The sequence below is a fragment of the Mesorhizobium sp. M9A.F.Ca.ET.002.03.1.2 genome (genome assembly GCF_003952365.1).
GTDB lineage: Bacteria > Pseudomonadota > Alphaproteobacteria > Rhizobiales > Rhizobiaceae > Mesorhizobium.
Map to the genome: position 1 here is coordinate 3609934 of NZ_CP034443.1, position 12420 is coordinate 3622353.

Below are 12420 nucleotides of genomic sequence, written 5' to 3' on the forward strand. Positions count from 1 at the left end.
CGTCTACTCGGCTGCGCCGCTCTCGGAAGCCAGGGTCGGGCCGGCTTCAGGCCGCCTGCGCCGGAATGTCCTGCGCAGAGCAACGTAGAAGACCGGCGTCAGGAAGAGGCCGAACAACGTCACGCCCAGCATGCCGGAGAACACGGCCGTGCCGAGCGATTGGCGCATTTCCGCGCCAGGCCCGCTGGCGATCACCAGCGGCACCACGCCCAGGATGAAGGCGAATGCCGTCATCAGGATCGGCCGCAGCCGCAGCCGGCAGGCCTCGACAGCCGCCTCGACGGCGTCAAGGCCGCGCTCCTCACCTTGGCGCGCGAACTCGACGATCAGGATCGCGTTCTTCGCCGCCAGGCCGATGAGCACGATCAGCCCGATCTGCACGAGGATGTTGTTGTCGAGACCGCGGAAGGCGACGCCCAAGAGGGCGGCCAGCACGCTGAGCGGGACGACAAGCACGATGGCGAAGGGCGTAATCCAGCTTTCGTATAGCGCGGCGAGCGCCAGAAAGACGAACAGAACCGACAGGCCGAAGATGAAGACCGCCGTGTTGCCGGTTTGCCGCTCCTGGAAGGCGAGTTCAGTCCATTCGAAGGAAGTGCCCTGCGGCAGCGATTCGGCTGCGATCCCCTCCATCAGGTCGAGCGCCGTGCCTGTGGCGACACCCGGCGCTGCATTGCCCTGAAGCGGCACGGAGACATACATGTTGTAGCGTTGCACGAGCGAGGGACCGGTGACGTCGCGGATCTCGACCAGTGTGCCGAGCGGCACTAGGTCGCCGGCCGCCGAGCGCACCTTCAGCTTCAATATGTCGTCGCGATCGATGCGGAAAGCCTGGTCGGCTTGCGCCCGCACCTGGTAGACGCGACCGAAGGCGTTGAAATCGTTGACATAGGCGGTGCCTAGATTGATCGACAGCGTCTCGAAGATGTTGGGGATCGGCACGTTCAGCATACGCGCCTTGTCGCGGTCGATCGCCAGGAAGAATTGCGGGCTGGAGGCCGAGAAGGTGGTGAAGACGCCCATCAACCCGGGCGTCTGGTTGGCCTTGCCGGCGATTTCGTTGGCCAGCGCCAGAATCGGCCGCATGTCGGCGCTGTTGCGCTCCTGGAGCATCACCTTGAAGCCGCCGGAGTTGCCGATGCCCCGCACTGGCGGCGGCGGCAGCGCGATGATGAAGGCCTCCTGGATGCTTTGCAGGCTGCCAAACAGCGTGCCGATGATCTTGTCGGAAGTATCGCCGCTCTCGAGCCGTTCCTCGAAGCTCATGAATGGCGCGAAGATTACGCCGGAATTGCTGGCGTTGGTGAATGTCGCGCCGTTGAATCCTGCGAAGGCGACGGCGTTGGCGACACCCGGCGTCTCGCGGATGATATCCGACGCCTTCTGGATCACTGCGTCCGTTCGGGCGAGCGAAGAGCCCTCCGGCAATTGCACGACGACGATCGCATAACCCTGGTCCATGTTCGGGATGAAGCCGCGCGGCACCGTCTGCAGCATGTGATAGGTCGCGTAGAGCAGGCCTGCGAAGACGAGCAGCATGGCGGCAAGCGCCAGAGTCGTGCCGACCAGTCTGTGCACCAGCCACGCATAGCCGTGCGCCATCTTGTCGAACCCGTTGTTGAACCCGTTCGCCAGAGCGCGGCCGAACCTTGCCAGGAAGAAGTTCGAATGTTCCTCGATGTGCGGCTTGAAAAGCACGCCAGCGAGAGCCGGCGAAAGCGTCAGCGAGTTGAATGCGGAGATCGCGGTGGAGACCGCGATGGTGATGGCGAACTGCAGGTAGAACTGGCCGGAAATCCCGGGAATGAAAGCCGCCGGAACGAAGACGGAGATCAGCACCAGCGAGATCGCGAGGACCGCGTTTCCCACTTCATCCATGGTCTTGTGCGCGGCGTCGCGCGGGGCGAGGCCCAGCCGGATGTTGCGCTCGATATTCTCCACAACCACGATGGCGTCGTCGACAACGATGCCGACCGCCAGCACCAGCCCGAACAGAGTGAGCATGTTGAGCGAGAAGCCGAAGGCGAGCAGCACGGCAAGCGTGCCGATCAGCGAGACCGGTATCGCCACGATCGGCACGATCGCCATGCGCCACGACTGCAGGAACACGACGATGACGATCACCACCAGCAGGATCGCCTCGGCGATGGTGACATAGACCTCGTTGATAGATTCAGCGATGAACTCGGTCGGATTGTAGATGATCTCGTAGGCCAGCCCCTTCGGGAAATCCTCCGAAAGCTCCGCGATGGTCTCCTGGATTTCTTCCGCCGAGGCCAAGGCATTGGTGCCCGGCCGCTGGAAGATGCCGAGCGCCACCGCCGCCTTGTTGTTGAGATAGGAATTGGTGACGTAGTCCCTGGCGCCGAGCTCTATGCGCGCCACGTCCTGCAGGGAGATCAAGCGGCCGTCCTCGGTCGACTTGACTATGACGTAGCGGAAGTCGCGCGCGTCTTCGAAGCGCCCTTGCGTGGTGACCGTATACTGGAAGGCCGAGCCGTCGCCAATCGGCGGCGCGCCGATCGAGCCGCCCGACACCTGGACGTTCTGGTCGCGCAGCGCCTGGACTACGTCGCCTGCGGTCATACCGTAGGCGGACAGCTTTTCCGGGTCGAGCCAGATGCGCAGCGAATATTCGCGCTCGCCGAAGATCTGCACGTCGCCGACGCCGTCCAGTCTCAGCAGGACGTCGCGCACGCGCGAACGCGCATAATTCGAGACGTAGAGCTGATCATATGTGTCGTCGGGCGACAGCATATGGATGACCATCATCAGGTCGGGCGAACTTTTCGCCGTGGTGATGCCGAGCCGGCGCACCTCTTCCGGCAGGCGCGCTTCCGCGATCGAGACGCGGTTCTGGACTAGCACCTGCGCCGCGTCGAGATCGGTGCCGGGGCGGAAGGTGATGGTGAGCGACATCGAGCCTTCGCCGGAGGAATAGGACGACATGTAGAGCATGTGCTCGACGCCGTTGATTTCCTGTTCGATCGGCGTCGCCACGGTCGCGGCGACCGTCTCGGCGTCAGCGCCCGGATAGGAGGCGCGCACCACGATGGTCGGTGGCGCGATTTCGGGATATTGCGCGACCGGAAGCTGCGTATAGGCGATGCCGCCGACGAGCACGAGCACGATCGACAGCACCGCCGCGAAGATCGGGCGGTTGACGAAGAAATGGGCGAAGTTCATTGCGTCTGCCCTTCGGCTTCAACCTTGGGCGGCAACGTGGTCATCTCGGGCTTGACGGTGACGCCCGGCCGCACTCGCACCAGCCCGTTGGTTACCACGGTCTCTTCGCCGGTGAGGCCCTCGCGGATAACGCGATAGCCGTCGATGCGCGGGCCGGTGCGCACCGGCTTGGTCGAGATCAGGCCTGCCTCGTCGACAACGAAGACGATGCGGCGGTTCTGGTCGGCGCCGATCGCCTCGTCAGGCAGAAGCACGCCCGGATGCGGCAGCGAGCCGGGCACGTTGATGCGGCCGAACATGCCCGGCTGCAGCACGCCGTCCTTGTTGTCGAAGCGCGCCCTGACCCGCATCGTGCCGGTAGCTTCGTCCAGACGGTTCTCGGCGAAGTCGAGCTTGCCCTTGAACGTCGCTTCATCACGGTCGGCGACACGCACGACAACATCGACGCCGCCGGCGCCCTCCTGCATGACGCCGCCGCGCTCGCGGGCGTCGCGCGCATAAGCGAAGTAGGCCCGCTCATCGATGTCGAAATAGAAGTCGATCGGGTCGATCGAGACGATGGTGGTCAGCACGGTCTGGTCGGCCTGCACCAGATTGCCCGGCGAGACGAGCCGGCGGTCGACCCGGCCGGGAAACGGCGCCTTGATCTCGGTGAATTCGAGATCGAGACTTGCGTTTTCAAGTGCCGCCTCGGCGCCCTCCAGTTGCGCTTGGGCGGCGAGATATTCGCGGCGGCGGTCGTCCAGTGTCGAAACCGGTATGTTGCCTTCGCGCGACAGGGTCTCGGCGCGCTCGAACTGCATCTTGCTGAATTCGACCAGGGTCTTGGCCGAGTCGACCTGCGCCTGCGCCTGGTTCAGCGCCGCCTTGAACGGCCGCTGGTCGATGGTGAACAGGAGGTCGCCCTGCTTGACCAGCGTACCGTCCTGGAAATGGACCTGGTCGAGATAGCCGCCGACGCGGGAGCGCAGCGAAACCTGGTCGACGGCTTCGAAACGGCCGACGAACTCATCGTCCTCGACGATATCGCGAACCACCGGCTTGGCTACCGTGACGACGGGCGCGGGAGGCGCTTCCTGCGCCTGTGCGGCCGGGGCCGCGAGCAAGCCGATCGTCGCGAAGGCCGCGACGGCGAGCCATTTTGCAGGGACGTTTCTGCTGGAGGGGGCGGCCACAGAATCGTGGCGGAGGCGTGCAGTGTGAACCATGGTTACCCCTCGTAATCGGCCTTTCACGCGAAGTCCGTAACATCTAGGTAGCGGGTGTGCCGCACAAATCAATCTTTTTGAACTGACCACCACAACCGACAGCTTGCTATGGAACAAACATCGAACATCATCAACCTTGACAAGGAAGCGGCTAACCGGGGAGCGCGAACGCACATCTCGCGTTTATCCGCTGCGTAGGCATCGCCATGCGCTTGAGCTAAAGCGGATCTGACAAGCCATTGCGCATCCCGACGTGCGGCGGTTCTGTCGGGAGGAACAGGGCCGCCCTCGCATAGAGGTCCGACCTTGCTTCTCATATCCCGATAGGGCCTTTCCGGCGATACCAGGTGCGACCGGGCGGGCGCTGTTTTATCGTCGAGCGTGATCATCACTCCATGGCGAGGAGAGCGTCATGTCAACGAACCCACCCGCGCCGATCGGACCCATGGATCATCGCACCGACCGCGTCCGTTGCGTCACTGGTGCGCGCGGGCGAACGCGGCAGCGGCCGGTACTTCGTCACGCCGATCACCACGCGCGTAACGGCCTGGCGGCTGCCCCACATGGCGGCTAAAAGCGGTGCTGAATGTGCTTGCCGAACCATAGCCGACCCGCCTCGCAACTTCGTCGAGCGCGATGCCCCTGTTCAGCAGAAGGTCCTTCGCAACAGCCATGCGCCAGCCGAGGAGGTACTCCATCGGCCGGAGCCCAACGGTGCGCGTGAAGCGGTCGAAGAAGGCCGATCGGGACATTCCCGCCTCGCGTGCAAGTTCAGCCACTGTCCACGACCGCTCGGGATCGCTGTGCAATTGCCGTAACGCTTCGGCGACGCGCGCGTCGGCGTTTGCTTCGACGCTGTATTCAAGCATTTTGGGGCCTGCATAATGGGAATTCTGGCCATCGTGCCAGTGCTCGGCACATTCGTGATTGGGTGCCGGCAGCGGTCGGGCGCGGTCAGCCTCATTGACATCCACAAGAAGCGATTGAAGGACCAAGCCGGGCGGAACTGGCCCTTGGCAGCTAGTCCGGTGCCCTGCTTCCTAGCTGTCGTCGAACCAAAACAAGTGTCGGGTCGTCAGGATAAGTCGTCACAATGAATCCCATATCGCGTTCGAGCTCAATAGCCGCACGATTTTCGCGATTCTCGATCGACTCGATTGTATCGAGGCCCAGCCCTTCGGCATATTTCGCTATGTAGGCGAGCAACTCCCAGCTGACGCCCAGATGCTTGTGATCTGCGCGCGTGCAGATCGCGACTTCTCCGTGCTGACGAGGCTGATCGCATGCCAGCGTTGCAACGGCGATCAGCAATCCATCGGCCGAAAAGGCAAGGAAGTTGTGCATCCCGGCATCATCGGAACGCGTCATTGCGGCGAGCCGCTCATGCGAGACGGCCTTCACTCCGCCGAGAAAGCGAAATCGCAGATCGTCCGGCGTCACATGGGTAAAGAACTCCGCCAAAGTTGGTTCATCCTCGGGGCGTGCGCTGCGCACTTCGAAATGAAATCCGGTGCGAGTGGTAAGAGTTGCCTTGCTATCCGTAGTCATGCTTTTGCCTGTAATCCTGGGTTACGAAATTACCGGATGGACTGGTGTAGGCGAGCCTGGCCGTTTCCGGCCTGCCGCGTTCGGGTAATCGGGCGAAAGTCCGTCATTCGCTCATATAGCGAAGCGCGTCGTGCTTGACGATTTCGATGCTGCGCAGGTTGAGCAGGCGGATGACGCCCTTGTCCTTCAGCTTGGTGAAGACCCGCGATACGGTCTCGATGGTGAGGCCGAGATAGTCGCCGATATCCATGCGCGACATCGGCAGTTCGACCTGCCGCAATCCGCCCTGCCGCTCCGCCATGTCGACCAGGAACGCGGCGATGCGTTCGATGGCGTTCTGGCGGCCGAGCACCAGGAGGTGTTCCTGAGCCCTTGTCAGTCCCTTGAGCGCCAAGGGCAGCAATTGATGGGACATGTCAGCCCCGGCAGCGAAGCGGAAGACGCGCACGCCGGTGGCGTTGATCGCTTCGGCGAAGAAATGATGCGTGGTGTCGGCTTCGAAGCCGAAGGTCTCTCCAGCCAGGTGGAAAGCGCTTATCTGCCGGCGGCCGTCGGCAAGCAGGCGGTAGACGCGGACGGCGCCGAACTCGACCTGGTAGAAGGCGCCGGCCTTTTCGCCCTGGGCATAGATTTCGGCACCGGCGGGAAAGAAGCTGACCGGTTGCAGCGGTGCGGTGTCGAACGCCGCCGGCTGGCTCGGCTGGGTGGCGCGCGAGGGCAGGGCAATCCTTGAGGTCGTGTAGGCGTGCATGGCTGTTTTCCCGGTTGATCCGTGACACAGCAATCGCGTGAATCGGCGGGTCGCGAAATTCGGTTATCTCCCTACGGGAAACTACCTAGACCTCGACCGGGCAGGCTGTCCGAGGCTGCCAACTGTTATGCCATTCGCTGGCACGTACCCTGACGTTCCCGTGCCGCCGGTATCCTGGTGCGGACGGAGAGCGAAAACGATTAGCAACGCATGCCCACTCGAAGCTTGGTCGTCCGGCGTCGACCGTTCGCTGATATCTTCGCATTGAGCGCATCAATCTATGGCGGCGAGGCGTCTCAAAAGCCGGTCTTGTTGCTCTTGATTGCTAGGACCATCTTCCTATCTATGATCTGCCCCATGCTCTCCCCTGGCATGGGCGGGCGATGGATCCCCCTCCCTGATCCATCGTGGTGCTGAGCCCGCTGCCACTCCCTCCGGCAGCGGGCTTCTTTTTGTCGATGCGGCCAATCGAGCCAGCCTTTGTTCCACGTCCAACCGAGCACGGTGCGGAGCAGACCACGGACTTGCACGCCGATCGGGACTGGGACCTGGTGGTCGGGGACTTCATCGAGTTGGCTGAAGGGCTTCGGTTATAGAGTGCACAGCAGGTGCGCGCAGGCTGGGCATTCGACGCGCCGCCGGTCCTTAGCGTGATCCTTGATGGCTTCGGTTTCGGCGATGACGGCACGATCTGAGGCGACGAATTTCTGCTCGGCGACTACCGCGGCGTCCGGCCTCGAGGATCTGGCGCACACAGGCATTCCGGGCAAACGATGGCGGGTTGGCGCAGGGCCAGGCGATGATAGGGCTCGCCGTTAATTGCGATTGAATGCCAGAAGCGATCTCTAAAGTTGCCCGTCCAGCCACTCCCGCAAATCGCGGTCTCGCTCACTTTCGGCAATGGGCGGCGAGGGCCGCCTCCAGACATACCAGATGGCGGCAAGCACGCCGGCAGCCCACGCGCCGGCGAACATATTTGCAATGAGGTCGATCGGAACCTCCCAAGCCGGCGGTAATATTAGCACGGCATCAATTAGGGGTACCACATCAATTAGGAGTACAGGATCGACCAATGGCTGCGTGGTGCCGGTCCAAACGAACGTTCTACCGTCCCAACCAGCCTTTCTTCGCGATGATGCAGCCAGCCGAAATCCCGACGCTGCCGGCGAGCGCTTTGATCACAGCGTCCTCAAGGGTAGGGTGCCGACTTGGGCTGAGCATCTGCAATGCCTCGATGCCGAGACCAGCCACGACTACCAGGCTAAGCGCCAGCATCCAATCGCGGTCGTAGGCGAGGCCAAACAACAGGCCAAGGACAAGGAACGCGGCAACTCGTTCTGGCTCTGGGCCAAGGCCTGAGTGGGGGCGCATTCCAATCGGAACAATCGTCACGGCCAGGATGGCGATGACCAACAGCCATGCGGCGTCCGGAAGACGGAGCGAAGCATTTTCCATCCATAGACATGACTGGGATGCAACGCTACTCCACGTACTAAGGCTTGAACAATCCACCAGTTCCCCAACCTGGCCCAAAGAAGATCAGGCGTCGCGGTGCGGTGTATCTGCGCCGCAGGACGCAATGCTAATGCCCGATGGTTCATCCAATTAGCTTATATCCGAACGTATCAGCAGGTGCGCTGAGCCTTTCACGATAACATTCGACCTTGGCCTGACGCAAAGTCCGGAACGTTTTATGGAACGCAATGCCCACTATCTCATCATAGATTTCCTGCGCATTTTTGCAGCGATTTTGGTGTTGCTGAACCACTTCGCGACATTCGCCTGGAACAGTGCGTCAGTCGCCGAGGGGAGCGATGTCGGCTTCGGTTTTCTATCGGCGTTTGCCGGTCTGGGTGCCGTGGGGGTCGAGATTTTTTTCGTAATTTCCGGCTTTGTCATCGCCATGAGCGCCTCAGGCGAAGGGGGGTGTCGCAAGCGCTGCGTTTCGCGCGCATTCGCGCTACGCGTATATTGCCAGCCTTGTGGTTGTCCGCGCTTGTCAGTTTGGCCGCACGAGCCCTTTATGGAGAGGATTTGCCTCGTCTTCTGATGGATTTCTGTAGATCTGTAATATTGTCGCCTAAGGGTCCCTATATCGATGGAGTTGTATGGTCTCTCGTCATCGAGGCCGTATTTTATTTCCTGGTGGTCGTATCGATTTTGTCCAGGTTTCGTTTTTCACTCTACGACCTGGCTAAGATAATAGGGTTTTCCAGCTCGGTATATCTTCTTGTTGTCTCTGGGTTGCATATGCTGCCGCCGTCCACGCGGTTGGAGGAAGCGATTTCAGTGCTTTCGCGGTTCCCCTTCAAACTGCTTCTGCTGCAGCACGGCGTTTTCTTCGCTGCGGGTATGATCTTCTTTCTTGTCAGGGACGGTGGCGAAGATCATGGCATAGTGGGGCATCACGGACGGAAGGCAGTGCTGTTATTGCTTTTCGGCGGTATGAGCATCGTGGAGATTTTCATTTCAGTTGAACGCGGCTATGCGTACAAATTGTCAGCCGTGATAATTTGGCTGGTCTGTATGTATGCAATGGTCGTAGGAATAAGGTATAGCGATTTTATCAAGGGAAAACTTTTTGAACGTCAGAAGCTGGTAAATATATCGGAGGAATAAGTTACCCAATCTATTTGAATCACTATTCCGTTGGGATGGTCATCGTTTGGTGGCTTTTTTCTTTAGGCCTTCCGATGCCTATCGTATTTGTGCTCTCCTTGTTGTTCGTTTTAAGTTTGAGCATGGCCGTTATGTGGCTGGAGAGGAGGATTCAAAACGCCATCAAGGGATGGTTTCCTAAACCCCCGGCGCCAAATGAGCTCAAAATGGCGGTTTAGGCTATGGGGCGCGATAAGGCGGTCGAGGCGCCGCTCGCCCCAAGCGCTGGATCCATATGCGCATAAGCCGATGTGGCCTCTGCTGCACGGGCTTTGGTAGGCGGCATCGGCACTCCAGGCATACCCTCTTCCCGGGCGCGTGGCGGCAGATCCTCTCGGCATTGCGCGGTAATCGCGGCATCATAGCTACTACGAATGAGGTACGCCTTGCCACTGTGTAGTGTCTCAAACGGAGACAGCATGGCTCGAAAGAGAGGCGTCGACTGACCCATTCCGGCCCTGGAACTCCAGCGAGGGGTTGCTCATCCGGTCGTAGTGGTTCTGAGCCTTTGAGCGAACGCTCTTGTCCGTTGAGACGCCGTCACGGCAGAAAAAATCATGCCGGGTGGCGACTTGCTTGTCCTGTGAGGCATCTGACCTACCGCGACTGCGCTTGCGGTGTGGCGCTTGAGTGAATCGGTGCTGATCGAGCTGGGGCATCCGAGACGTTATCTGCGAGTGAAATCAGGAGCTTGCCTCAAGGCGTGGCGGCAGTGTTGCGGAACGCCACGGATCAATCAGGCAGCCGCAACTTGTCTCGTTTCCACCGAAAAGCGACGTTTACCTGGGTCCCGCTGAAGCAACCTCGCCCCCTCCTGGCCAACACATACACTGCTCGAAATCGGCGCGATTGTGTCGCTGCGATTCCGCTGAAGACGTTGGCGCGGAGTCGTGAAAGTCGGTCGAATTTCATAGTGAATTCGGGTCTTAGTTCGGCCTTGATCAGGCATGATCCTTGCTTCTTGAGGGAGTGCGTCAGGCAACATCATCCAATTGGTGTAGCCAGGGGTGGGTACTCAACACGTCAAAGCTGAAGTACATTTTTGCCTAGGAGGGTATCTTGGGGAGGATTGGCGGGGTTCAAATGACGTATGCTTCACGCCCTTTTTTGGGTGGAAATGAAAATCATCCGTCGTCGGTCGGACTGGAAAACGACGATAAGGCGTATATCAAGGCGCTAGGGTTCGTCTCGAAGCGATATGCGGCAGAGACCGCAATCGTCAATCAGGGAGAGGGCAGTGATCGCGTCTTCGTAATCGAGTCAGGCTGGGGATGCATTTCCCATGATCTTTCCGGTGGACAGAGACAGATCTTGGACTTTGCCCTGAAGGGCGACATTGTCCTGCCACAGTCGTACATGGGCACAGCTCTTGAGACATTTGTGGCCCAAACCGAGCTTGCGGTACTGGAGGCCTCGACCAAGGCACTTGCTCTTGGCGCCGCGAAATCGTCCCGTACAGCTACGCTTTTTCTCGAACCTCTCGTGCATCAGAGAGCGCTCGTTGCCCAACATCTCATCAACATCGGGCGGCGCAGCGCCTTGGCGCGTACAGCGCACTTGCTGCTCGAACTGGGAGCGCGCTTGGAGCGTGTCGGCGCTGTCACCCATACTGGCTATGCATGCCCGCTCACCCAGTACGATCTCGCGGATGCGCTCGGGCTGACGCCGATTCATGTCAATCGAATGCTGCGGGAATTGAGGGAACGCAGGCTTATCGAGTTCCGCCAAGGTCATGTCCATGTGCTCGATCAACCGGGCGCTACGAAATTTGCCGAGTTCGATGACAGATATATCCATAACAGATATGTCTACAATTGACGCTATTTTGGCACCACGCCAACGCGGCGGGACCTGCCTCGAAGCCACCCGATAGGCGAAGCCCACTATTCTTATGGACGCCGACTGCTCGCATCTGCACAGACAATGCGAGCGCCAGCTTCCATTCGGTGCAGTCTCTTACTAGCCTCCTCCTAGGCCGAGTTAACTAACCGAAATTTTTTTAGATTTTGTTAACCTAAATTAGTGAAGGCCCACCTTTTGGCCGGTAACCTCCTCTACGCAATAGTGCTGTGACCATGGCGGGGGCCTGGCAATTTCACAGTTTTAAGGAAGTTGGCGCGAACAGAATATCGTTCGCATAAATGGTATTTGTCTGGAGTCCCTCTCGTACTGGTCTCGAAACGTGTGTAATGTTTGGGGAGTAAGTTCATGGTACCGACAATTCAATTGGAAGCGAAATCACCCGGTGCACTGGAATTCCTATCGGGTAACATTGGGAATGGAATTCATCTTCATAGAAACGGCTTAGCTGAATCCTGCCTGGCTCTGTTGGACGAGCGGGTGCTTGACCGGCAATGTCTTGCACAATGCTTGACTGCTTATGGCGTCGGGAAGGAAATTCTGTCGTTCGGTTCGATCGAAGAATGGCGGCATCAGGAGAACGCACTGTCGGCATCGGCCATTCTGCTGAACGTGGGCAGCCGAAAGGTGACAGACGCAAAGACCGGCAGCGAAATCGCCGATCTCGTGAGTGAGGCTCACCCGGTTCCAGTGGTGATTTTGGCCGATACCGACGACTTGGAGCAGATTCTAAAGGCGTTGAATTACGGCGCAAAAGCCTACATCCCTTCGTCGATCCGTTTCGAGATCTGCGTTGAAGCCGTAAATCTCGTCCTTGCCGGTGGAACATTTGTCCCTGCAAGCAGTGTGTTTGCCCTGCATAAGGCAATCGACACCGGTGTCGATGTGACAAGAGCCATGGCGAGCGTGTTCACGGAGCGGCAAGAAGAGGTCGTCCAGGCTCTGAGGCGTGGGAAGGCGAACAAGATAATCGCGCATGAGCTCAATCTCCGTGAGAGCACGGTCAAGGTCCACATTCGCAACATCATGAAGAAGTTGAAGGCGACGAACAGGACGGAGGTCGTCTACAAGCTCAATGAGATGTTCCCTGGTACCCTCGTGTCGGGTCGATCAAGTTAAACCTGACTTCGGTTACTTGCGATCACCAGACATAACGGTGGCCACGGCTGCACGTACGCAATGGGGCTCGTCGGTGGCGACCCTGTTCGA

The 12420-nt window shown here is 59.6% G+C and carries 9 protein-coding genes and 1 pseudogene; 4 read left to right on the top strand and 6 right to left on the bottom strand.

The window, feature by feature from the left end; translation table 11 throughout:
* Positions 1 to 3 precede the first annotated feature (3 nt).
* From EJ066_RS17350 to EJ066_RS17375, 6 genes and pseudogenes are all read right to left on the bottom strand, one after another.
* Positions 4 to 3186, bottom strand: a complete 3183-nt coding sequence (locus EJ066_RS17350; RefSeq protein ID WP_126040013.1) for a multidrug efflux RND transporter permease subunit — start codon at positions 3184 to 3186, stop codon at positions 4 to 6.
* A complete protein-coding gene (locus EJ066_RS17355; RefSeq protein WP_245454921.1) occupies positions 3183 to 4394 on the bottom strand; it encodes an efflux RND transporter periplasmic adaptor subunit in 1212 nt (403 codons plus the stop codon). Before EJ066_RS17355 ends, EJ066_RS17350 begins: the two co-directional genes overlap by 4 nt.
* A gap of 476 nt (positions 4395 to 4870) precedes the next feature.
* A pseudogene (locus EJ066_RS17360) lies at positions 4871 to 5236 on the bottom strand (AraC family transcriptional regulator); the annotation flags it as partial.
* 178 nt (positions 5237 to 5414) lie between these two features.
* Positions 5415 to 5942 (bottom strand): GNAT family N-acetyltransferase, encoded by a 528-nt coding sequence (locus EJ066_RS17365; protein WP_126040014.1) that lies wholly within the window; start codon positions 5940 to 5942, stop codon positions 5415 to 5417.
* 103 nt (positions 5943 to 6045) lie between these two features.
* Positions 6046 to 6693: a helix-turn-helix domain-containing protein gene (locus EJ066_RS17370; protein ID WP_126040016.1), complete on the bottom strand. Its 648-nt coding sequence runs from the start codon at positions 6691 to 6693 to the stop codon at positions 6046 to 6048.
* A 1104-nt stretch (positions 6694 to 7797) separates the two neighbouring features.
* Complete coding sequence (locus EJ066_RS17375) at positions 7798 to 8148, bottom strand: VanZ family protein (protein WP_126040018.1); 351 nt, start codon at positions 8146 to 8148, stop codon at positions 7798 to 7800.
* A 238-nt stretch (positions 8149 to 8386) separates the two neighbouring features.
* Between EJ066_RS17375 and EJ066_RS17380 the strand changes: the two genes are divergently transcribed.
* The 4 genes from EJ066_RS17380 to EJ066_RS17395 all read left to right on the top strand — a co-directional run bounded on the left by EJ066_RS17380 (position 8387) and on the right by EJ066_RS17395 (position 12330).
* Positions 8387 to 8743, top strand: a complete 357-nt coding sequence (locus EJ066_RS17380) for an acyltransferase family protein (protein WP_126040020.1) — start codon at positions 8387 to 8389, stop codon at positions 8741 to 8743.
* A gap of 200 nt (positions 8744 to 8943) precedes the next feature.
* The gene (locus EJ066_RS17385) at positions 8944 to 9312 is read left to right on the top strand and encodes a hypothetical protein (protein WP_126040022.1); all 369 of its coding nucleotides are present in this window, start codon (positions 8944 to 8946) and stop codon (positions 9310 to 9312) included.
* 1122 nt (positions 9313 to 10434) lie between these two features.
* A complete protein-coding gene (locus EJ066_RS17390; RefSeq protein ID WP_126040024.1) occupies positions 10435 to 11169 on the top strand; it encodes a Crp/Fnr family transcriptional regulator in 735 nt (244 codons plus the stop codon).
* 390 nt (positions 11170 to 11559) lie between these two features.
* Complete coding sequence (locus EJ066_RS17395; RefSeq protein WP_126040026.1) at positions 11560 to 12330, top strand: response regulator transcription factor; 771 nt, start codon at positions 11560 to 11562, stop codon at positions 12328 to 12330.
* The last annotated feature ends 90 nt before the right edge of the window (positions 12331 to 12420 follow it).

Excerpts from the sequence above, each read along its gene's own strand:
- EJ066_RS17350 (WP_126040013.1), bottom strand. The coding sequence starts at position 3,186 with ATGAACTTCGCCCATTTCTTCGTCAACCGCCCGATCTTCGCGGCGGTG.
- EJ066_RS17355 (WP_245454921.1), bottom strand. The coding sequence starts at position 4,394 with ATGGTTCACACTGCACGCCTCCGCCACGATTCTGTGGCCGCCCCCTCC.
- EJ066_RS17365 (WP_126040014.1), bottom strand. The coding sequence starts at position 5,942 with ATGACTACGGATAGCAAGGCAACTCTTACCACTCGCACCGGATTTCAT.
- EJ066_RS17370 (WP_126040016.1), bottom strand. The coding sequence starts at position 6,693 with ATGCACGCCTACACGACCTCAAGGATTGCCCTGCCCTCGCGCGCCACC.
- EJ066_RS17375 (WP_126040018.1), bottom strand. The coding sequence starts at position 8,148 with ATGGAAAATGCTTCGCTCCGTCTTCCGGACGCCGCATGGCTGTTGGTC.
- EJ066_RS17380 (WP_126040020.1), top strand. The coding sequence starts at position 8,387 with ATGGAACGCAATGCCCACTATCTCATCATAGATTTCCTGCGCATTTTT.
- EJ066_RS17385 (WP_126040022.1), top strand. The coding sequence starts at position 8,944 with ATGCTGCCGCCGTCCACGCGGTTGGAGGAAGCGATTTCAGTGCTTTCG.
- EJ066_RS17390 (WP_126040024.1), top strand. The coding sequence starts at position 10,435 with ATGACGTATGCTTCACGCCCTTTTTTGGGTGGAAATGAAAATCATCCG.
- EJ066_RS17395 (WP_126040026.1), top strand. The coding sequence starts at position 11,560 with ATGGTACCGACAATTCAATTGGAAGCGAAATCACCCGGTGCACTGGAA.